The following is a 20,357-nucleotide window of genomic DNA, read 5'->3' as shown; positions in this document are numbered from 1 at the left end:
CGTAGACTGAGGCGCTCGCAACGAAGCGACACGCCGACTCGCTTCGCGGCACCATCACGCAGGGAGTTACACCGTGGCAAGTGGCAACGCGATCCGAGGAAGCCGGGTCGGGGCGGGGCCGATGGGCGAGGCCGAGCGCGGCGAGTCCGCGCCGCGTCTGCGCATCTCCTTCTGGTGCTCCAACGGGCACGAGACGCAGCCCAGCTTCGCCAGCGACGCACAGGTGCCCGACACCTGGGACTGCCCGCGCTGCGGGTTCCCGGCGGGGCAGGACCGGGACAACCCCCCGGCTCCGCCGCGCACCGAGCCGTACAAGACGCATCTGGCGTACGTACGGGAGCGGCGCAGCGACGCCGACGGTGAGGCGATCCTGGCCGAGGCGCTCGCCAAGCTCCGGGGCGAGATCTAGCGCCCGCGGCAACTCCCCTCAGTCACCGACCGGTTCGGGCACCCGGTTAGACTCCTCCGGCGATCATGAACACGATCACTCGGGGGAGTGCAAGTTGACAACGCCTCAGCGGACCTGGACCGGCGGCGCGCTCACCGCCAAGTCCTTCCTCAAGCCTTACAAAGTGGCCTGGGTGATGTTCCATCCGGCCTGGATCCCCGACTCGGTGGATCCCTCGGTGGAACTGCTCAAGCGCCTGAGGGTCATCGCGGGAGCCGTCGCCGCCCTCGGTGTCTACACCTACGTCCAGGGCGGCTTCGCCTTCACCGAAGTGCTCGGCAACGCCGTGACCGCGTCCCTGGTGCTGCTGTTCCTCGCCCCGATGACGGTCGGCGTCATGCTCTGGGTGTGGCGGCGCTCGGGCGGCGGCACGGTGGGGCAGCTCAAGGTGCCGTTGACGAACGCCCTCAAACTGCTTCTCCTGTTCGTCGGTTCGGTGATCGGCACGGTCGCGCTGTTCTACTCGACGAACTCGCTCTCGCCGTTCGTCCGGCTGCCGTTCATGCTCGCGGCGCTGTGGGGAACCGTGTTCGCGATCGCGGGGGCCATCCGCATCACCGGCAACTTCTTCGGCACGGCCGTCGTGCACCGCTGTCTGCCGCCGCTGCTCGCCTCGGTCACGTCTTGGCTGATGGCCCTGTTCGACCTCATCAGCGGCGATCTGCACGGCCTGGGCCTCGCGATGGGCGTGGTGTTCATCCTCGGCGCGCCGGTGACCGTCACGGGCATCGCCTGGCTGGAGATGCGCCGGCTGAAGGACCGCTACGGCATCCGCCTGGGCGCCCACCCGGCGACCCACCCGCCCCTCCCGGTCCCGCCCCCGCCGATGCCGCCGACGGCCCCGCCGTACGTACCGCCGCAGGGCAACCCGTACGGACACCCGCACGGCAACCCGTACGTACCGCCGCAGGGCAACCCCTACGGACACCCGCACGGGAATCCGTACGTCCCCCCGCAGGGCGGCCCCTACGGACACCCACAGGGCGCCCCGTACGGACACCCGCACGGGAACCCGTACGGGAATCCCTACGCGCCCGGGCCCCACGGTTCCTGAGGCGGCCCGCCCGGTCCCGCGCTGCCTATCCTGAAGAAGGGGCGGCTCGCGGGTGCGAGAAGGGAGCCGCGGGTGACTGACCGGATGGCGGGCTCCGACGCGGCTGCCGCGCAGGCACTGGGCCGCGCACGGGACGCCGTAGCACGACAGGCGTGGGGCGAGGCCTACCGTCTGCTGAGCGACGCCCCCGCCCCGCTCACCCCGGACGACTTCGCGGCCTACGCGGACGCGGCCTGGTGGACCAGCCGCATCGACGAGTCGATCGTCGCGCGGATGAAGGCGTACGCCGGATACACCGCGGCCGGGGACGACCGGCGGGCCGGGTACTGCGCCTGGATGCTCTTCTACGAGCATCAGCTCGCGGGGCGTACGGCGGTGGCGGCCGGCTGGCTGCGACGGGCGCGGCGGCATCTGAGCGGGGAGCCGGAGTGCGTCGAGCAGTGCTACCTCGCGTGGATGGAGTCCGAGGCGGCCGCGGCGCGCGGCGCGTTCGACGAGGCCATGACCATCGCCCGGGGCATGGCGGGCCTCGCCCGGCGCTGCGGCAGCCCCGACCTGTACGCGATGGGCGTCCAGGCGCAGGCGTGCGTGCTGCTGGCCGAGGGACGCGTCGCCGAGGGGCTCGATCTGCTCGACGACGCGATGTGCGCGGCCATGGCGGGCGAGCTCAGCCCCTTCTTCACCGGCTGGATCTACTGCCTGGGCCTCCAGCGCTGCATGGCCTGCGTCGATCTGGAGCGCGCGGCCGAGTGGACCGAGGCGGCCATGCGGTGGTGTGCGGCGATGCCCGCGGAGAACAACTTCCGGGGACTGTGCCGGGTGCACCGCGTGGAGGTGCTGGAGCTGCGCGGCCTGTGGCCGCAGGCGCTCGAGGAGGCCCGCAGGACCTGCGAGGAACTGCTGCCGTACGAGCGCTGGATGGCCGGCGGCGCCTACCGCCTGGTCGGGGACATCCGGCGGCGGTACGGCGAGTCGGCCGCGGCCGAGGAGGCGTACGAACGGGCGCACGAGCTCGGCCGGGACCCGCAGCCCGGACTCGCCCTGCTGCGGCTGGCCCAGGGCCGGGCCGAGGCGTCGGCCGCCGGGCTGCGGCTCGCCCTCGCGGAGCAGTCCTCCGGTCAGGACCGGCTCGGCCGCTGCCGGCTGCTCGGCGCCCAGGTCGAGGTCGCCCTCGCCCTGGACCGGCTCGACGAGGCCCGCGCGGCGGCGGACGAGCTGGGCGGCCTGGCCCGGGAGTGGCAGCAGCGGTGCGGTTCGCAGGCGACCATGCTGCACGCCGTCGCCGCGTCGGCGGGCGGCGCGGTGGCCTACGCGGCCCACGACGTGGAGCGCGCCCTGCCCCTTCTGCGGCGGGCACTCGCGCTGTGGCTGGCCCTGCGGGTCCCCTACGAGGAGGCGCAGACGCGGATGACGCTCGCCGCGGCCTGCCGGAGCGCCGGGGACGACGAGGGCGCCCGCATGGAGCTGCGGGCCGCGCGCGGCCTCTTCGAACGGCTCGGCGCCGCACCGGACGCGCGGCGGGCGGCGGCGCTGCTCGGCGGCCTGGGCGGCCACGGTCCCCAGGTGCTCACCGAGCGGGAGCTGGAGGTGCTGCGCCTGGTCGCCGCGGGCCGCACCAACCGGGCGATCGCCGCCGAGCTGGTGATCAGCGAGCACACCGTCGCCCGGCACCTGAACAACATCTTCGCCAAGCTCGACGTGTCCTCGCGGTCGGCGGCGACGGCGTACGTGTACCAGCACGGCCTGGCCTGAATGGGCTGTTCTGCCCATGCCCGACGGGACGGGATGGGTGGTTCCGGCGATGAGGGGTGCCGCGGACCGGGCGTACACAGGAGGAGCACGGACATTCTCCGACCTGGCGGAAAGCAGGTGGCGGTCATGACCACCCTCACAGGAGCCCCGGACCGGCAGTGGCTGCGCGATTCCCTGCGCGGGGACGTCGTCGAGCCCGGCGACCCGGACTACGACGAGGCCCGCAAGGTCTACAACGCCATGATCGACAAGCGGCCGGCGATCGTCGTCAGGGCCGTCGACGCGGGCGATGTCATGGCGACCGTGGACTTCGCCCGGGAACGGGGGCTGCCGCTGGCGGTGCGCGGCGGCAGCCACGGCGTCGCCGGGTACGGGACCTGCGACGACGGGGTCGTCCTCGACCTCGGGCGGATGCGCGGGATACGGGTCGACCCCGAGACCCGTACGGCACGGGTGGAGGGCGGGTGCACCTGGGCCGACGTCAACCACGCCACGCACTCGTTCGGGCTCGCCACCACGGGCGGGGTCGTCTCGTCGACCGGCGTCGGCGGCCTGACCACGGGCGGCGGCATGGGCTATCTCGCCCGGCGCTGCGGTCTGGCCTGCGACAACCTGCTCTCGGTCGACCTGGTGACGGCCGACGGGTCCTTCCTGACCTGCACGGAGGAGCAGAACGCCGACCTGATGTGGGCGGTGCGCGGCGGGGGAGGGAACTTCGGGGTCGTCACGTCGTTCGTGTACCGGCTGCACCCCATCGCCGACATCCTCGGCGGGCCGACGTTCTACCCGCTCGACGGGGAGGTGATCCGCCGCTACCGGGAGATGATCGCCGACTCCGACGGGCGGCTCGGGGCGTTGTTCGCCGTCGCGCTCGGTCCACCGCTGCCGTTCCTGCCCGAGCGCTGGCACGGGCGGCCGATCTGCGGCGTGATCGTCTGCTGGACCGGGCCCGAGGAGAGGGACGACGAGATCCGCGCACGTCTGACCGGACTCGGCCCCGTGCTCGGACAGATGGTCGAGCGGATGCCCTACCCCGTGATCAACACCCTCTTCGACGAGCTGCTGCCCGCGGGCCTGTTCCACTACTGGAAGGGCACCTTCAGCCGCGGCCTGCCCGACGGGGCCATCGACGCGTACATCGAGTACGGCGCCTCGACGCCCTCCCTGGAGAGCGCCACGGTCGTCTTCCCGCTCGACGGCGCGGTGCAGCGGGTCGGACCGCAGGACACCGCCTTCGCCTACCGGGACGTCGACTTCGCGACCGCACTGTCCGGCACCCTCACCACCCGCGAGGAGTGCGAGGCGCAGAGGGACTGGGTGCGCGGCTTCTACGGGGCGCTGCTGCCGCATTCCGCCGAGGGCGGGTACGTCAACTTCTTCGACGGCGACGACCAGAACCTCGTACGGGACAACTACCGGGCGAACTACGAGCGTCTGACGGAGATCAAGCGGCGCCACGACCCGGGGAACCTGTTCCGGCTGAACCACAACATCGCACCCTGAACGCCGAGAAGGCCCCAGGCGCAGTACCTGGGGCCTTCCGGACGACGCTGCTCGACAGGCTCAGGGCGACGCCGGCGGGTACAGCGAGCGCGGCAGCTGGGAGGCCGCCGCCGAGTCCAGCAGCCACAGGGTGCGCTGCCGGCCGCGGGCGCCCGCCGCCGGGGCCTGGATCTCCCCGGCGCCGGACAGGGCGATGGCCGCGGCCTGCGCCTTGTCCTCGCCGGCCGCCAGCAGCCACACCTCACGGGCCGCCCGGATCGCCGGGAGGGTGAGGGAGACGCGGGTGGGCGGCGGCTTGGGCGCGCCGTGGACACCGACCACCGTGCGCTCGGTCTCACGCACCGCGGGCAGCTCCGGGAACAGCGAGGCCACGTGCGTGTCCGGGCCGACGCCCAGCATCAGCACGTCGAAGGTCGGCACCGCGCCATGGTTCTCGGGGCCGGCCGCGCGGGCCAGCTCCTCGGCGTAGCCCGCGGCCGCGGCGTCCACGTCGGCGCCGTACGGACCGTCCGACGCGGGCATGGCGTGCACGCGCTTCGGGTCCAGCGGCACCGAGTCCAGCAGTGCCTCACGGGCCTGGGTGACATTGCGCTCGGGGTCGCCCTCGGGCAGGAAGCGCTCGTCCCCCCACCACAGGTCCAGGCGGGTCCAGTCGACGGCGTCGCGGGCCGGGGCCGCGGCGAGGGCCGCGAGGAGGCCGTTGCCGTTGCGGCCGCCGGTGAGCACGACGGACGCGGAGCCGCGCGAGGCCTGCGCGTCCACGATCTTCGTGATCAGCCGGGCCGCGGCGGCCTGCGCCATCAGGTCCTTGTCGTGGTGGACGACGAGCTGAGGAGTGGTCACTTCGCGGCCGCCTTCCTCGTGGTCTTCGCCGGGGCCTTCTTGGCGGCCTTCTTCGCGGGGGCCTTCGCCGCGGACTCCTCCGGAGCGGGGACCGCGACGGGCTCGTCCGAGGCAGCCGGTTCCTCCGAGGCGGCCGGTTCCTCAGGGGCGACCGGGTCGGCCGTCTCGGCGGTGACCTCGGCGGCGGCCCCGGCCTGGGCCGCAACCCCCGTCGAAAGCCGCTCCACCCCGAACCGCAGCGCGGACGCGTACGTGTCGTCCGGGTCCAGCCGCCGCAGCTCCTCCGCGATCAGCTCGGCCGTCTCGCGGCGCTTGAGCGCCACCGCACGGTCGGGCTGCCCCTGGATGGACAGGGTCGCGAGGGTGCCGTCGGCGCGGTCCAGGACGATCGGGCCGCGGTCGGTGTCCATGCGGACCCCGGTCAGACCGGGGCCGACGGACACCGAGCGCTTGACGGGCACGCCGAGCCGGTCCGCGAGCCACATGGCGAGCAGCTCGCAGCTCGGGTTGAACTCCTCGCCCTCGACCTCCACGGCCTGCACCTGGCAGACGACCTGGTCCAGGGCCGCGGCCAGCATCGAGCGCCAAGGCGTGATGCGGGTCCACGACAGGTCCGTGTCGCCGGGGGTGTAGGCCGAGGCGCGGGCGGCGAGTTCCTGCACCGGGTGCTCGGCGGCGTAGCTGTCGGTGACCCGGCGCTGGGCGAGGGCGCCCAGCGGGTCCTCGGCCGGGTTCAGCGGCGCGTTGACCGGCCACCAGACGACCACCGGGGCGTCGGGCAGCAGCAGCGGCAGCACCACCGACTGGGCGTGGTCGACCGCCTCGCCGTACAGCCGCAATACGACGGTCTCGCCCGTGCCCGCGTCGGCGCCGACCCGGACCTCGGCGTCGAGCCGGGACTGGGTGCGGTCGCGCGGGCCGCGCGAGACGCGCTTGATGACGACCAGGGTGCGCGAGGGGTGCTCGCGCGAGGCGTCGTTGGCGGCGCGCAGGGCGTCGTAGGCGTTCTCCTCGTCGGTGACGATGACGAGGGTGAGGACCATGCCGACCGCAGGGGTGCCGATCGCGCGCCGGCCCTGCACCAATGCCTTGTTGATCTTGCTGGCCGTGGTGTCCGTGAGGTCTATCTTCATGGCCGGCGCCAGCTCCGTCCGTCTCGCTGAAGCATCTCGTCCGCCTCGACGGGCCCCCAGGTGCCGGCCGGGTACTGCGCCGGCTTGCCGTGCGTGTCCCAGTACTCCTCGATCGGGTCGAGGATCTTCCAGGACAGCTCGACCTCCTCGGTGCGCGGGAAGAGGTTGGAGTCGCCGAGCAGCACATCGAGGATGAGCCGCTCGTAGGCCTCCGGGCTCGACTCGGTGAAGGACTCGCCGTACGCGAAGTCCATCGACACGTCCCGGATCTCCATCGAGGTGCCGGGCACCTTGGAGCCGAAGCGGACGGTGACGCCCTCGTCGGGCTGGACGCGGATGACGATCGCGTTCTGGCCCAGCTCCTCCGTCGCCGTCGTGTCGAAGGGGGAGTGGGGCGCGCGCTGGAAGACGACCGCGATCTCCGTCACCCGGCGGCCGAGCCGCTTGCCGGTGCGCAGATAGAACGGCACGCCCGCCCAGCGGCGGTTGTCGATGCCCACCTTGATGGCCGCGTAGGTGTCGGTCTTGGAGTCGGGGTCGATGCCCTCCTCCTGCAGATAGCCGACGGCCTTCGCGCCACCCTGCCAGCCGGCCGCGTACTGGCCGCGCACGGTGTCCCGGCCCAGGTCCTTGGGCAGCCGGACCGCGCCGAGCACCTTGGTCTTCTCGGCGGCGAGCGCGTCCGCGTCGAAGGAGGCGGGCTCCTCCATCGCGGTCAGCGCGAGCAGCTGGAGCAGGTGGTTCTGGATGACGTCACGGGCGGCGCCGATGCCGTCGTAGTAGCCGGCGCGGCCGCCGATGCCGATGTCCTCGGCCATGGTGATCTGCACATGGTCGACGTACGACCGGTTCCAGATCGGCTCGAACATCGTGTTGGCGAAGCGGAGCGCCAGGATGTTCTGGACGGTCTCCTTGCCCAGGTAGTGGTCGATACGGAAGACCTGGTCCGAGCCGAAGACCTCGTGCACGACCTTGTTGAGCTCCTCGGCCGACTTCAGGTCGTGTCCGAAGGGCTTCTCGATGACCGCGCGGCGCCAGGAGCCGCCGGTCTGGTCGGCCAGGCCGTGCTTCTTCAGCTGCTGGATGACCACCGGGAAGGAGCGCGGCGGCACCGACAGGTAGAAGGCGAAGTTGCCGCCCGTGCCCTGGGCCTTGTCCAGCTCCTCGATGGTGCCGCGCAGCCGCTCGAAGGCGTCGTCGTCGTCGAAGGTGCCCTGCACGAAGCGCATGCCCTGGATGAGCTGCTGCCAGACCTCCTCGCGGAAGGGCGTGCGGGCGTGCTCCTTGACCGCGTCGTGGACCTCCTGCGCGAAGTCCTCGTGCTGCCACTCGCGGCGGGCGAAGCCCACCAGGGAGAAGCCCGGCGGCAGCAGGCCCCGGTTGGCGAGGTCGTACACGGCGGGCATCAGCTTTTTACGTGACAAATCGCCCGTGACGCCGAAGATCACCAGACCCGACGGCCCCGCGATACGCGGGAGCCGTCGGTCGGCGGGGTCACGCAGCGGGTTGCTGCTTGACAATTCAGCCCTCCGAGGGAGCGAGACGCTTCAGCTCGGCCTCGGTCGAGGTCAGCAGGTCGTTCCAGGACGCCTCGAACTTCTCGACGCCCTCGTCCTCAAGGAGCTGGACCACGTCGTCGTACGCGATCCCGAGCTTCTCGACCGCGTCGAGGTCGGCACGGGCCTGCTCGTACGTGCCGGCGACGGTGTCACCGGTGATCTGGCCGTGGTCCTCGGTGGCCAGCAGCGTGGCCTCCGGCATGGTGTTCACCGTGTTCGGCGCCACCAGGTCGTCGACGTACAGCGTGTCCTTGTACGCCGGGTCCTTCACACCGGTCGACGCCCACAGCGGACGCTGCTTGTTGGCGCCGGCGTTCTCCAGCTTGCTCCAGCGGTCGGAGGAGAAGACCTCCTCGTACGCCTGGTAGGCGAGCCGCGCGTTGGCGACGGCGGCCTTGCCGCGCGCGGCCTTGGCCTCGTCGGTGCCCAGCGCGTCGATGCGCTTGTCGATCTCGGTGTCCACACGGGACACGAAGAAGGACGCCACGGAGTGGATGAGGGAGAGGTCCAGGCCCTTCTCCTTCGCCTTCTCCAGGCCCGCCAGGTAGGCGTCCATCACCTCGCGGTAGCGCTCCAGCGAGAAGATCAGCGTGACGTTGACGCTGATGCCGTTGCCGATCACCTCGGTGATGGCCGGCAGACCCGCCTTGGTGGCCGGGATCTTGATCAGGGTGTTGGGCCGGTCCACCAGCCAGGCCAGCTGCTTGGCCTCGGCGATGGTCGCGGCGGTGTTGTGGGCCAGGCGCGGGTCGACCTCGATGGAGACCCGGCCGTCCTGGCCGTTCGTCCGGTCGTAGACCGGGCGCAGGATGTCGGCCGCGTCCCGGACGTCCGCCGTGGTGATCATGCGGACGGCCTCGTCGACGGTCACCTTGCGGGCGGCCAGATCGGTCAGCTGCTGCTCGTAGCCGTCACCCGACGAGATCGCCTTCTGGAAGATCGTCGGGTTGGTGGTGACGCCCACGACGTAGCTCTGGTCGATCAGCTCGGCCAGGTTGCCGGACGTGATCCGCTTGCGGGACAGGTCGTCCAGCCAGATCGCGACGCCCTCCTCGGAGAGGCGCTTGAGTGCGTCTGTCATGGAAAATGCATCTCCTACGTGTCGTATGTCAGCGTCAGCGCTGAGCTGCGGCGATCGATTCCCGCGCCTTGTCGGCCACGTTCTCGGCGGTGAAGCCGTACTCGCGGAAGAGGACCTTGCCGTCGGCGGACGCACCGAAGTGCTCCAGGGAGACGATCCGGCCGGCGTCACCGACGTACTTGTGCCAGGTCAGACCGATACCGGCCTCGACCGCGACACGCGCCTTCACGGCAGGAGGCAGAACGCTGTCCCGGTACCCCTGGTCCTGCTCCTCGAACCACTCCACGGACGGCATGGACACCACCCGCGTCGGGACCCCGGCCGCCTCCAGCTGCTCGCGCGCCTCGACGGCCACGTGCACCTCGGAACCGGTGCCGATGAGGATGACCTCCGGCGTGCCGTTCGACGCCTCGAACAGGACGTAGCCGCCGCGGGCCGCGTCGTCGTTCGACTCGTACGTCGGCACACCCTGGCGGGTCAGGATCAGACCGTGCGGGGCGCCCTTGCCGAACACCTTCGTGTAGCGCTTGAGGATCTCGCGCCAGGCGATCGCGGTCTCGTTGGCGTCCGCCGGGCGTACGACGTTCAGGCCCGGGATGGCGCGCAGCGAGGCCAGGTGCTCCACCGGCTGGTGGGTCGGGCCGTCCTCGCCGAGACCGATGGAGTCGTGCGTCCAGACGTACGTCACCGGCAGGTGCATCAGCGCCGACAGCCGCACGGCGTTGCGCATGTAGTCGGAGAACACCAGGAAGGTGCCGCCGTAGATCCGGGTGTGACCGTGCAGCGCGATGCCGTTCATCTCCGCGGCCATGGAGTGCTCGCGGATACCGAAGTGCACGGTGCGGCCGTACGGGTCCGCCTCGGGAAGCGGGTTGCCCGCGGGCAGGAACGACGAGGTCTTGTCGATCGTGGTGTTGTTCGAGCCGGCCAGGTCGGCCGAGCCGCCCCACAGCTCCGGGATGACCGCGCCGAGCGCCTGGAGCACCTTGCCGGAGGCGGCACGGGTGGCGACACCCTTGCCGGGCTCGAAGACCGGGATCTTCTCCTCCCAGCCGGTCGGCAGCTCGCCCTTGTTGATGCGGTCGAACTCGGCAGCCCGCTCGGGGTTGCTGTTGCGCCACTCCTGGAAGGACTTCTCCCACTCGGCCTTGGCCTGCCGGCCGCGCTCCAGCGCCTGCCGGGTGTGACCGATGACCTCGTCGGAGACCTCGAAGCTCTGCTCCGGGTCGAAGCCCAGCACGCGCTTGGTCGCCGCGACCTCGTCGTCGCCCAGCGCCGAGCCGTGCGCGGCCTCGGTGTTCTGGGCGTTCGGGGCGGGCCAGGCGATGATCGAGCGCATGGCGATGAAGGACGGCCGGTCGGTGACCGCCTTGGCCTTCTGGATCGCCGCGTAGATCGCCTTCGGGTCGAGGTCGCCGTTGGCCTGCGGCTCCACGCGCTGGACGTGCCAGCCGTAGGCCTCGTAGCGCTTGGCGGTGTCCTCGGAGACGGCCGTCTCGGTGTCGCCCTCGATCGAGATGTGGTTGTCGTCCCACAGCAGGACCAGGTTGCCGAGCTTCTGGTGGCCGGCCAGCGAGGACGCCTCGGCGGAGATGCCCTCCTGGAGGCAGCCGTCACCGGCGATGCAGAAGACGTAGTGGTCGAAGGGGGACTCCCCGGCGGGGGCCTCCGGGTCGAACAGACCGCGCTCGTAGCGGGCGGCCATCGCCATGCCCACGGCGTTGGCGACACCCTGGCCCAGCGGGCCCGTGGTCGTCTCCACGCCCACGGTGTGGCCGTACTCGGGGTGGCCCGGGGTCTTGGAGCCCCAGGTCCTGAACGACTTCAGGTCGTCCAGCTCCAGGCCGAAGCCGGCCAGGTAGAGCTGGGTGTAGAGGGTCAGGGACGAGTGGCCGGCGGACAGCACGAAGCGGTCGCGGCCGACCCAGTCGGCATCGGCGGGGTCGTGCCGCATCACCTTCTGGAAGAGGGTGTAGGCGGCAGGCGCCAGGCTCATCGCCGTACCCGGATGGCCGTTGCCGACCTTCTGTACGGCATCGGCGGCCAGGACGCGGGCGGTGTCGACGGCCCGCTGGTCCAACTCGGTCCACTCGAGGTCTGTGGTGGTCGGCTTGGTGCTCACCCTGAGTCAGGGCTCCTCTCCACATGTCGGGTAGCCGGTCTTCCGGGCGCGCGCCCACCGGCCGCCGATGCGCTCGACGCACACCGGCCGTGTTGAGCCTACCCCCGTAAGGACGTGCGTTTTTTCGGCTCATTCCAGACTGCCGGGACTCTCGGACATCCGCCTGCCGACTGGGCTGTGACGCTTTTCGGCAAGTGAATACGGAGCCGCTCGAACGAGTGCTCAACCGAGAGCCGCCGGGCTCTTCCGACCGCGCCGCTCAACACGAGTCGACCCCCGCGAATGTCCGGGTCTGGGCAACGTCTACAGTGGCGTGGTACGCGCGAGCCTTTACCCGGACTTCACACGGGCGGGCTTGCTGGGATGTCTCTGTCAGGGGTGTGCGTGACGGCCGTTGAATCCCGTCCTGCGGGGGTTATCGGGACGAGCGAGAGCCCGGCTCGGCGGCCGTTCGGGGCCCGGGTCAAGGGGTTCGTGGCGCTGACCAAGCCGCGGATCATCGAGTTGCTGCTCATCACCACCGTTCCGGTGATGTTCCTCGCCGAGCAGGGCGTGCCGGACCTGCGTCTGGTGCTGCTCACCTGCGTCGGCGGCTACCTGTCGGCCGGCGGCGCCAACGCGCTGAACATGTACATCGACCGCGACATCGACGCGCTGATGGACCGCACCTCGCAGCGGCCGCTGGTGACCGGCATGGTCAGCCCGCGCGAGTGCCTCGCCTTCGGCATCGCCCTCGCGGTGGTCTCCACCCTGCTGTTCGGCCTCACGGTCAACTGGCTGAGCGCCTGGCTCTCCCTCGGCGCGCTCCTCTTCTACGTCGTCGTCTACACGATGATCCTCAAGCGCCGCACCGCGCAGAACATCGTGTGGGGCGGCATCGCGGGCTGTATGCCGGTGCTGATCGGCTGGAGCGCGGTGAAGGACTCCCTGTCCTGGGCGCCCGTCATCCTCTTCCTGGTCATCTTCTTCTGGACGCCGCCGCACTACTGGCCGCTGTCCATGAAGGTCAAGGAGGACTACGCGCGCGTGGGCGTGCCCATGCTGCCGGTCGTCGCCTCCAACAAGACTGTCGCCAAGCAGATCGTGCTCTACAGCTGGGTCATGGTCGCCGTGTCGCTGCTGCTCACCCCGCTCGGCTACACCGGCTGGTTCTACACCGCCGTCGCCCTCGCCTCGGGCGGCTGGTGGCTGTGGGAGGCGCACGCCCTGCAGAACCGGGCCAAGGCCGAGGTGACGGGCGCGAAGCTCAAGGAGATGCGCCTGTTCCACTGGTCCATCACCTATGTCTCGCTGCTCTTCGTCGCGGTCGCGGTGGACCCGTTCCTGCGGTAGAAGCTGAGGCAAGCGTCACGTCGCCGAACGATCTACCGCTCGGTAGCATCCTGTCCATGGCAGACACGCAGCAGGTTGACGCGAACGCCGAGCGCAAGGTCGCCCGGCTCGCCAAGCAGATCAGCGCCTTCGCCAAGGCCCACGGCGGTGCCGAGGGACAGGTCGCGTACATCGGCGAGCGCGGCGCCCGCATCGCCCTCGTCGGCGAGGACGGCGAGTGGGGCAACCTGGTCGCCCCCACGTACGCCATCGCCCAGCAGGCCGTGGCCAAGTCCGGCATCACCACCCACGAGGACTTCGACGGGGAGTTCGCGGCGAAGGTGAAGACCGGCGCGTACGAGTGGAAGCGGATGGCGGGCATCCAGATCGGCGGTTAGGTGACGTAGTCAGGGGCGCGGGGCTGTATCAATATGCGGCTCCGCCGCGTGGGCGCGACCAGCCACGAACGGCCGGTAGCCGCCGAACGAGCCCAGCCGCCCCTCTGAACAGGCGCACCCGAATCCCCTGTCACCCGTTAGGACGTGTAACAGCAACACGCCCACACGGGAAGCCGGGATGATCGAGACGCCGTCCCTCGTGGACCAGTACTGCCACGGCGTACTGAGAACAGAGCTGGGCCTCGGCACCTTCGAGGCCCAGCTGTCGCGTACCGAGGGCCCGCCCGCCCCCGGCACCACCCTCTTCGACACCCAGACCGGCTTCGCCGTACGCCGCTGGTGTCCGCCCCTGCTGGGCCTGGAACCCCACTGCTCCCCGGCCCGCTATCTCGCACGCCGCCGTGAACTGGGCGTCCTGGAGGCCGGCCGCAGGCTGCTGCGCGGCAGCGGCATCACGACGTACCTGATGGACACCGGCCTGCCGGGCGACCTGACCGGGCCGGACGAGATGGCCACGGCCGCCGCCGCCCAGGCCCGCGAGGTCGTCCGGCTGGAGCTGCTCGCGGAGCAGGTCGCCGACACCTCCGGCACCGTCGAGTCCTTCCTCGCCAACCTCGCCGAGTCGGTGCACGGCGCCGCCGCGCACGCGGTGGCCTTCACCTCCGTCGCCGGCGTACGGCACGGCCTCGCGCTGGCACCCGAGCCGCCCGGACCCGGCGAGGTGCGGGGCGCCGCGGGCCGCTGGCTGGCCGGCCGCAGGGTCGGCGGCGAGCTGAGCGACCCCGTCCTGCTGCGGCACCTGCTGTGGATCGCCGTCGCCTCGGGAAGGCCCCTCCAACTGCACGCGGGCCTCGGCGAGCCCGGCCTGCGCATCGACCGCACCGACCCGGTGCTGCTCACCGACTTCGTGCGGGCGACCGCGGGCCTGGGCACCGACCTGGTGCTGCTGCACGGTTACCCGTACCACCGGCACGCCGCCCACCTCGCAGGTGTCTTCCCGCATGTGTACGCCGACTCGGGCGCGGCCCTGGCCCGCACCGGGGCCCGCGCGGCCACGGTCCTCGCGGAGATCCTGGAGCTGGCCCCCTTCGGCAAGGTCCTCTTCTCCAGCGGCGCCCACGCGCTGCCCGAGCTGCATGTGGTCGGCGCCCGGCTGTTCCGGGAGGGGCTCGCCCGGGTGCTGGGCGCGTGGGTCGCGGAGGGCGCCTGGTCGCTGGGGGACGCCCAGCGGGTCGCGGGCATGGTCGCGGCGGGCAACGCGCGCAGGGTGTACGGCCTGGACTGAACTGTCCAGACTGGGCCCATGCAGACCGACGCCTTACTCGACCGGTTCCTCGCCCACCTGGCCCCACTGGACCCCGTCGCCGTCTGGGCCCACGGCTCCCTGGCCGGCGGCGACTACCAGGAGGGCCGCAGCGACCTCGACCTGATCGCCGTACTGGACGGCATCGGTCCGCGTACGGTCTGGCGGCTGGCGCTGGTGCACGCCCGGCTGCGGAGGGAGCCGCTGGCCCCGCTGCTGCACTGCACCTATCTGACGCCGACGACCATGGACGACCCGGCGCGGCCCCATCTGACCTGGGCGCACGAGGAGCTGTACAAACGGCCCGTCACCCCGGTGACCCGCACCGAGCTGCACGCCTTCGGCCGGGTGCTGCACGGGCGGCCGCCCGCCGGGCTGCTGCCGCCGGTGCCGGACGGACAGCTGGCCCGGTTCGTCGTACGCGACCAGCGGGACTACTGGCGCCCTGCCCTCGCCGACGCCCGGCTGTGGACCCGGGACGTCTGGGTCGACCTCGGCCTGCTCACCTTCGCCCGCGCGAGCGCGACCCTGAGCGACGGGCGGCTGATCTCCAAACGCGAGGCCCTGGACCTGCTGCCCGGCCTCGGGGCGCCCGGCGAGCTCGTGGAGGACATCCGCGCCCGCCGCTACGGCACCCCGGTGCCGCCCGGCGACGAATGGACGGCCCGCCGAGCCGACCTGACCCGGGCCTACCTGGGCCCGGCGATCGACGCGCTGGTCGCCTCGTACGGCTGAACCGGCAGGTCCGCCACCTCGGTCTCGGGGCGTTCGCGCAGCGCCAGCAGGACGCGCAGCACCGCGATCCACACCAGGCAGGAGCCGAGCATGTGCGCGCCCACCAGGACCTCGGGCAGATCGGTGAAGTACTGGACGTACCCGATGACGCCCTGCGCGAGCAGCACCACGAACAGGTCGCGGGTGCGGCCCAGCGGGCCCTTCGGGGCGTCGACCGCCTTGAGGACGAACCACAGGGCGAAGGTCAGGGTGACCGTGATCCAGGCCAGGACGGCGTGCAGCTTGCTGACGTCCTCCCAGTTCAGCGGCATGCGCTCGACCTCGCTGGAGTCGCCCGCGTGCGGGCCCGCGCCGGTGACGACCGTGCCGACGGCGATCAGCAGGACGGTGACGGCGACCAGCGCCCACACCAGCTGCTGCACGGACCGGCCGACCAGGGGCCGAGGCTCCACGTCGCCCTCACGGGTGCGCTGCCACATCGCCGTGGCCACCGCGATGAGCGCGGTGGACAGCAGGAAGTGGGCCGCGACCGTGTACGGGTTCAGGCCGACGAGCACCACGATGCCGCCGAGCACCGCGTTGCCCATCACGATCCAGAACTGTGCCCAGCCGAGGCGGGTCAGGCTGCGCCGGTACGGCTTCTCGGAGCGCGCGGCGATGATCGCCCAGCCGACGGCGGCGCACAGCACGTACGTCAGCATGCGGTTGCCGAACTCGATGTAGCCGTGCAGGCCCATCTCGCTGGTGGTGGTCAGCGAGTCGTCGGTGCACTTCGGCCAGGTCGGGCAGCCGAGGCCCGAGCCGGTGAGGCGGACGGCGCCGCCGGTGACGACGATCACGACCGCCATGAGGAGCGCGGCGAGAGCCGCCCGCTGGACCGTCCGAGGGGTCGGCGTCCAGCGTGCGGCGATGAAGGCGAGCGGGTTGCGCACGGCCTCGGCGGCGTCGGCGCGGGTCAGCTTTGGCACGCGCACCATCGTAGGCGCCCGCTTGTGCACGCGTTCACGAGGGGCCCCGGTGTGCCTACTCCCAGCGGAAGAAGCGGCCCGCCGCGGCCAGCCCCACGACCGCCCACACCGCGAGAATCCCCAGGTCGCCCCACGGCATGCCGGCCCCGTGCTGCAGCACGTCCCGCAGCCCGTCGGACAGCGCCGAGATGGGCAGCAGGGCCAGCGCGTCCTGGACGCCGGAGGGGAACTTGTCCAGCGGCACGATCACCCCGCCGCCGACGAGCAGCAGCAGGAACACCAGGTTCGCGGCCGCGAGGGTCGCCTCCGCCTTCAGCGTGCCCGCCATCAGCAGGCCGAGCCCGGAGAACGCTGCCGTGCCGAGGATCAGGAGCAGCAGGACGGCGAAGGGGTTGCCGTGCGGGTTCCAGCCCAGCGCGAAGGCGATCACCGTCACCAGGAGCACCTGGAGGACCTCGGTGACCAGCACGGACGCCGTCTTCGCGGTCATCAGGGCCCAGCGCGGCAGCGGTGAGGCGGCCAGCCGCTTGAGCACGCCGTAGCGGCGCTCGAAGCCGGTCGCGATGGCCTGGCCGGTGAACGCGGTCGACATCACCGCGAGCGCGAGGATGCCGGGCGTGAGGAAGTCCACGGCCTCGCCCTCGCCGGTGTCGACGATGTCCACCGAACCGAACAGCACCAGCAGCAGCGTCGGGATGACGACCGTGAGCAGCAGTTGCTCGCCGTTGCGCAGGAGCATCTTCGTCTCCAGCACCGCCTGGGCCGCGATCATGCGTCCCAGGGGCGCCGCGCCCGGGTTCGGGGTGTACGTACCAGTGGCGCTCACGAGCGCAGCTCCTTGCCGGTCAGCTCGAGAAAAACGTCCTCCAGCGTGTGCCGCTCCACCGAGATGCGGTCCGGCATCACGCCGTGCTGGGCGCACCAGGAGGTGACGGTGGCCAGCAGCTGGGGGTCGACCTTGCCGGTGACCCGGTAGGAGCCGGGGGTCAGCTCGGCGGCGGCGCTGTCCGCGGGGAGCGCCTTGAGCAGCGAGCCGACGTCGAGGCCGGGGCGGCCGGTGAAGCGCAGGGTGTTCTCGGCGCCGCCGCGGCACAGCTCCTCGGGGGAGCCCTGGGCGATGACCTGGCCCGCGTCGATGATCGCGACGTCGTCGGCGAGCTGCTCGGCCTCGTCCATGTAGTGGGTGGTGAGGATCACCGAGACACCGTCGGCGCGCAGGTCGCGGACGAGGTCCCAGGTGGCGCGGCGGGCCTGCGGGTCGAGTCCGGCGGTCGGCTCGTCGAGGAACACCAGCTCGGGGCGGCCCACGACCGCCATGGCCAGGGCGAGCCGCTGCTGCTGGCCGCCGGACAGCCGCCGGTAGGTCGTGCGGCCGCAGGAGCCGAGCCCGAGGCGTTCGATCAGCGCGTCCACGTCCAGCGGGTGGGCGTGCAGCTTGGCCACATGGCGCAGCATCTCCTCCGCGCGAGCGCCGGAGTAGACGCCGCCGGACTGGAGCATCACGCCGATCCGGGGACGCAGCGCGGCCGCCTGCCGCACCGGGTCGAGACCCAGGACACGCACCGTGCCGGAGTCCGGCCTGCGGTACCCCTCGCACGTCTCGACCGTGGTCGTCTTGCCGGCGCCGTTGGGTCCGAGTACGGCGGTGACTCCGGGCCGGGCCACCAGATCGAGGCCGTCCACCGCGGTTTTCTCGCCGTACCGCTTGACCAGGGACTGCACCTGGAGGACGGGATCGGTTCGCATGGTTCGAGAGTCTAGGTTCGCCGGGGGGTGCTGTGGTGCGCGGGTGCGAAGAGCCCTGGTCAGAGGGGTCGCATTTGATCGATCAAAGATCGTTTCCGCAGGTCACATTAGGTATACCTAAGTGACGCAGGGCACCGTCGGGTGATCCGAACGGCGCTTGCCCCGGTCTGAGGAATTACGCAACAATGGCGTTGTGAAAAACGTCGGCGAGGCTCGGGAGACCCCCACGGGGGCCCCTCAGGAGGAACTCGCGACCGGAGAGCGTTCGACACGCAACCGGGTCGCGCGGTCCATCCTGGACCACGGGCCGTCGACCGTCGCCGAGCTGGCCGCCCGGCTGGGCCTGACCCAGGCCGCCGTCCGCCGCCACCTCGACGCCCTGGTCGCCGACGACGTCGTCGAAGCCCGCGAACAGCGCGTGTACGGCACCCGCACCCGCGGCCGCCCCGCCAAGGTCTTCGCACTCACCGACTGCGGCCGCGACGCCTTCGACCAGTCCTACGACAAACTCGCCGCGGACGCGCTGCGCTGGATCGCCGAGCAGGAGGGCGGCCAGGAAGCGGTCGCCGCCTTCGCCCGGGCCCGTATCGCAGCGCAGGCGGGCACGTACCGCGAGGCAGTCGAGGCGGTCGCCCCCGAACAGCGGGCCGAAGCCCTGGCCAAAGCCCTGTCGGCCGACGGGTACGCTGCTACGGCGCGCAGCGCACCCGGTCGGCAGCTCGGCGAGCAGCTGTGCCAGCACCACTGCCCGGTGGCTCATGTCGCGGAGCAGTTCCCCCAGCTGTGCGAGGCGGAGACCGAGTTCTTCGCCGAGCTGCTCGGGACCCACGTCCAGCGGCTCGCGACCATCGCCCACGGCGACGGCGTATGCACGACGTTCATCCCCAAGATTTCCACTGACGCACCTGCAAGCACGGCCGGGAGGAACCCCGCATGACTCTCCCCACGGAGACTGCCCACCCTGAGCTCGAGGGCCTGGGCAAGTACGAATACGGCTGGGCCGACTCCGACGAGGCCGGTGCCTCCGCGAAGCGCGGTCTGAGCGAGGACGTCGTCCGCGACATCTCCGCGAAGAAGAGCGAGCCGGAGTGGATGACGAAGCTCCGCCTCAAGGGCCTGCGCCTGTTCGACAAGAAGCCCATGCCGAACTGGGGCTCGGACCTGTCGGGCATCGACTTCGACAACATCAAGTACTTCGTACGCTCCACGGAGAAGCAGGCGGAGTCCTGGGAGGACCTGCCCGAGGACATCAAGAACACCTACGACAAGCTGGGCATCCCGGAGGCCGAGAAGCAGCGCCTCGTCGCCGGTGTCGCCGCCCAGTACGAGTCGGAGGTCGTCTACCACCAGATCCGCGAGGACCTGGAGGAGCAGGGCGTCATCTTCCTCGACACCGACACGGCCCTGAAGGAGCACCCGGAGCTCTTCAAGGAGTACTTCGGCACCGTCATCCCGGTCGGTGACAACAAGTTCGCCTCCCTGAACACCGCCGTGTGGTCGGGCGGCTCCTTCATCTACGTGCCGCCGGGCGTGCACGTGGAGATCCCGCTCCAGGCCTACTTCCGGATCAACACCGAGAACATGGGCCAGTTCGAGCGGACTCTGATCATCGTCGACGAGGGTGCCTACGTGCACTACGTCGAGGGTTGTACGGCCCCGATCTACAAGTCGGACTCGCTGCACAGCGCCGTGGTCGAGATCATCGTCAAGAAGAACGCCCGCTGCCGCTACACGACCATCCAGAACTGGTCGAACAACGTCTACAACCTGGTCACCAAGCGCGCCGTCGCCTACGAGGGCGCGACCATGGAGTGGATCGACGGCAACATCGGCTCCAAGGTGACGATGAAGTACCCGGCCGTCTACCTGATGGGCGAGCACGCCAAGGGCGAGACCCTGTCCATCGCCTTCGCGGGCGAGGGCCAGCACCAGGACGCCGGCTCCAAGATGGTCCACATGGCGCCGAACACCTCTTCCAACATCGTCTCGAAGTCCGTGGCGCGCGGCGGCGGCCGCACCTCCTACCGCGGTCTCGTCGAGATCGGCGAGGGCGCCCACGGCTCGAAGTCCAACGTGCTGTGCGACGCGCTGCTCGTCGACACCATCTCCCGCTCCGACACGTACCCCTACGTGGACGTCCGCGAGGACGACGTGTCCATGGGCCATGAGGCGACCGTCTCCAAGGTCTCCGAGGACCAGCTCTTCTACCTGATGAGCCGCGGTCTGAGCGAGTTCGAGGCGATGGCGATGATCGTCCGCGGCTTCGTCGAGCCCATCGCGAAGGAGCTGCCGATGGAGTACGCGCTGGAGCTCAACCGGCTGATCGAGCTGCAGATGGAAGGCGCGGTCGGTTAAGACCCGCACTCCTGGACACAGCTAGCGAAATCTGACGTAGGAAGAG

At 71.1% G+C, this 20,357-nt stretch carries 18 protein-coding genes; 10 read left to right on the top strand and 8 right to left on the bottom strand.

What is annotated here, in order from left to right:
* Window positions 1-121: 121 nt before the first annotated feature.
* From ACIQ6Y_RS07220 to ACIQ6Y_RS07205, 4 genes are all read left to right on the top strand, one after another.
* Entirely contained in the window at window positions 122-409 is a 288-nt protein-coding gene (locus ACIQ6Y_RS07220; RefSeq protein WP_019885342.1) for an RNA polymerase-binding protein RbpA, read from the top strand.
* 94 nt (window positions 410-503) lie between these two features.
* The gene (locus tag ACIQ6Y_RS07215; protein ID WP_404034051.1) at window positions 504-1,502 is read left to right on the top strand and encodes a hypothetical protein; all 999 of its coding nucleotides are present in this window, start codon (window positions 504-506) and stop codon (window positions 1,500-1,502) included.
* A gap of 84 nt (window positions 1,503-1,586) precedes the next feature.
* Window positions 1,587-3,254, top strand: a complete 1,668-nt coding sequence (locus ACIQ6Y_RS07210) for a LuxR C-terminal-related transcriptional regulator (protein WP_404036316.1) — start codon at window positions 1,587-1,589, stop codon at window positions 3,252-3,254.
* A gap of 126 nt (window positions 3,255-3,380) precedes the next feature.
* Window positions 3,381-4,757 (top strand): FAD-binding oxidoreductase, encoded by a 1,377-nt coding sequence (locus ACIQ6Y_RS07205; RefSeq protein ID WP_404034049.1) that lies wholly within the window; start codon window positions 3,381-3,383, stop codon window positions 4,755-4,757.
* A 60-nt stretch (window positions 4,758-4,817) separates the two neighbouring features.
* On the opposite strand, the gene pgl is transcribed toward ACIQ6Y_RS07205, so the two are convergent.
* The 5 genes from pgl to tkt are packed head-to-tail and all read right to left on the bottom strand — an operon-like array spanning window position 4,818 to window position 11,495.
* A complete protein-coding gene (pgl, locus tag ACIQ6Y_RS07200) occupies window positions 4,818-5,600 on the bottom strand; it encodes a 6-phosphogluconolactonase (protein ID WP_404034047.1) in 783 nt (260 codons plus the stop codon).
* Window positions 5,597-6,733 carry a glucose-6-phosphate dehydrogenase assembly protein OpcA gene (opcA, locus tag ACIQ6Y_RS07195; RefSeq protein ID WP_404034045.1) on the bottom strand — a complete coding sequence of 379 codons (1,137 nt, stop codon included), beginning with the start codon at window positions 6,731-6,733 and terminating at the stop codon, window positions 5,597-5,599. Before opcA ends, pgl begins: the two co-directional genes overlap by 4 nt.
* On the bottom strand, window positions 6,730-8,253 hold the full coding sequence (gene zwf / locus ACIQ6Y_RS07190) for a glucose-6-phosphate dehydrogenase (RefSeq protein ID WP_404034043.1): 1,524 nt from the start codon (window positions 8,251-8,253) through the stop codon (window positions 6,730-6,732). The genes opcA and zwf overlap by 4 nt, the downstream gene beginning before the upstream one ends.
* Before the next feature lies 1 nt (window position 8,254).
* Window positions 8,255-9,373, bottom strand: a complete 1,119-nt coding sequence (gene tal / locus ACIQ6Y_RS07185; protein WP_404034041.1) for a transaldolase — start codon at window positions 9,371-9,373, stop codon at window positions 8,255-8,257.
* Window positions 9,374-9,407: 34 nt separating this feature from the next.
* Window positions 9,408-11,495 carry a transketolase gene (gene tkt / locus ACIQ6Y_RS07180; RefSeq protein ID WP_404034039.1) on the bottom strand — a complete coding sequence of 696 codons (2,088 nt, stop codon included), beginning with the start codon at window positions 11,493-11,495 and terminating at the stop codon, window positions 9,408-9,410.
* 363 nt (window positions 11,496-11,858) lie between these two features.
* Between tkt and ACIQ6Y_RS07175 the strand changes: the two genes are divergently transcribed.
* From ACIQ6Y_RS07175 to ACIQ6Y_RS07160, 4 genes are all read left to right on the top strand, one after another.
* A complete protein-coding gene (locus ACIQ6Y_RS07175) occupies window positions 11,859-12,827 on the top strand; it encodes a heme o synthase (RefSeq protein WP_404034037.1) in 969 nt (322 codons plus the stop codon).
* A 56-nt stretch (window positions 12,828-12,883) separates the two neighbouring features.
* Window positions 12,884-13,204, top strand: coding sequence for a hypothetical protein (locus tag ACIQ6Y_RS07170; protein ID WP_404034035.1), 321 nt, complete (start codon window positions 12,884-12,886; stop codon window positions 13,202-13,204).
* 178 nt (window positions 13,205-13,382) lie between these two features.
* Window positions 13,383-14,489, top strand: a complete 1,107-nt coding sequence (locus ACIQ6Y_RS07165; protein WP_404034033.1) for an amidohydrolase family protein — start codon at window positions 13,383-13,385, stop codon at window positions 14,487-14,489.
* Window positions 14,490-14,507: 18 nt separating this feature from the next.
* Window positions 14,508-15,242: a nucleotidyltransferase gene (locus ACIQ6Y_RS07160; protein ID WP_404034031.1), complete on the top strand. Its 735-nt coding sequence runs from the start codon at window positions 14,508-14,510 to the stop codon at window positions 15,240-15,242.
* Here the strand turns inward: ACIQ6Y_RS07160 and ACIQ6Y_RS07155 are convergent.
* Genes ACIQ6Y_RS07155 through ACIQ6Y_RS07145 form a run of 3 tightly spaced genes read right to left on the bottom strand, consistent with a single transcriptional unit; the run spans window position 15,197 to window position 17,956 of the window.
* On the bottom strand, window positions 15,197-16,219 hold the full coding sequence (locus ACIQ6Y_RS07155; RefSeq protein WP_404034029.1) for a heme A synthase: 1,023 nt from the start codon (window positions 16,217-16,219) through the stop codon (window positions 15,197-15,199). The two genes, ACIQ6Y_RS07160 and ACIQ6Y_RS07155, sit on opposite strands and share 46 nt — an antisense overlap.
* A 46-nt stretch (window positions 16,220-16,265) precedes the next feature.
* Complete coding sequence (locus ACIQ6Y_RS07150; RefSeq protein ID WP_404034027.1) at window positions 16,266-17,036, bottom strand: ABC transporter permease; 771 nt, start codon at window positions 17,034-17,036, stop codon at window positions 16,266-16,268.
* The gene (locus ACIQ6Y_RS07145; RefSeq protein ID WP_404034025.1) at window positions 17,033-17,956 is read right to left on the bottom strand and encodes an ABC transporter ATP-binding protein; all 924 of its coding nucleotides are present in this window, start codon (window positions 17,954-17,956) and stop codon (window positions 17,033-17,035) included. The genes ACIQ6Y_RS07150 and ACIQ6Y_RS07145 overlap by 4 nt, the downstream gene beginning before the upstream one ends.
* 193 nt (window positions 17,957-18,149) lie before the next feature.
* Between ACIQ6Y_RS07145 and ACIQ6Y_RS07140 the strand changes: the two genes are divergently transcribed.
* Both ACIQ6Y_RS07140 and sufB read left to right on the top strand, forming a co-directional pair.
* Entirely contained in the window at window positions 18,150-18,893 is a 744-nt protein-coding gene (locus ACIQ6Y_RS07140; protein ID WP_404034023.1) for a helix-turn-helix transcriptional regulator, read from the top strand.
* Window positions 18,890-20,311 (top strand): Fe-S cluster assembly protein SufB, encoded by a 1,422-nt coding sequence (sufB, locus tag ACIQ6Y_RS07135; protein WP_404034021.1) that lies wholly within the window; start codon window positions 18,890-18,892, stop codon window positions 20,309-20,311. The genes ACIQ6Y_RS07140 and sufB overlap by 4 nt, the downstream gene beginning before the upstream one ends.
* Window positions 20,312-20,357: the final 46 nt, after the last annotated feature.

Origin of the sequence: Streptomyces sp. NPDC096205, from assembly GCF_044763135.1 — a bacterium.
Lineage (GTDB): Bacteria > Actinomycetota > Actinomycetes > Streptomycetales > Streptomycetaceae > Streptomyces.
Note: the sequence above shows the minus strand (reverse complement) of the source record. Positions and strands in the feature narration are given on the sequence as shown.

What these genes read in the sequence shown, in the direction of transcription:
- ACIQ6Y_RS07220 (WP_019885342.1), top strand. Translation starts at nt 122, where the DNA reads ATGGGCGAGGCCGAGCGCGGCGAGTCCGCGCCGCGTCTGCGCATCTCC.
- ACIQ6Y_RS07175 (WP_404034037.1), top strand. Translation starts at nt 11,859, where the DNA reads ATGTCTCTGTCAGGGGTGTGCGTGACGGCCGTTGAATCCCGTCCTGCG.
- ACIQ6Y_RS07165 (WP_404034033.1), top strand. Translation starts at nt 13,383, where the DNA reads ATGATCGAGACGCCGTCCCTCGTGGACCAGTACTGCCACGGCGTACTG.
- sufB (WP_404034021.1), top strand. Translation starts at nt 18,890, where the DNA reads ATGACTCTCCCCACGGAGACTGCCCACCCTGAGCTCGAGGGCCTGGGC.
- ACIQ6Y_RS07160 (WP_404034031.1), top strand. Translation starts at nt 14,508, where the DNA reads ATGCAGACCGACGCCTTACTCGACCGGTTCCTCGCCCACCTGGCCCCA.
- ACIQ6Y_RS07170 (WP_404034035.1), top strand. Translation starts at nt 12,884, where the DNA reads ATGGCAGACACGCAGCAGGTTGACGCGAACGCCGAGCGCAAGGTCGCC.
- ACIQ6Y_RS07205 (WP_404034049.1), top strand. Translation starts at nt 3,381, where the DNA reads ATGACCACCCTCACAGGAGCCCCGGACCGGCAGTGGCTGCGCGATTCC.
- ACIQ6Y_RS07210 (WP_404036316.1), top strand. Translation starts at nt 1,587, where the DNA reads ATGGCGGGCTCCGACGCGGCTGCCGCGCAGGCACTGGGCCGCGCACGG.
- tal (WP_404034041.1), bottom strand. Translation starts at nt 9,373, where the DNA reads ATGACAGACGCACTCAAGCGCCTCTCCGAGGAGGGCGTCGCGATCTGG.
- opcA (WP_404034045.1), bottom strand. Translation starts at nt 6,733, where the DNA reads ATGAAGATAGACCTCACGGACACCACGGCCAGCAAGATCAACAAGGCA.
- ACIQ6Y_RS07145 (WP_404034025.1), bottom strand. Translation starts at nt 17,956, where the DNA reads ATGCGAACCGATCCCGTCCTCCAGGTGCAGTCCCTGGTCAAGCGGTAC.
- ACIQ6Y_RS07155 (WP_404034029.1), bottom strand. Translation starts at nt 16,219, where the DNA reads ATGGTGCGCGTGCCAAAGCTGACCCGCGCCGACGCCGCCGAGGCCGTG.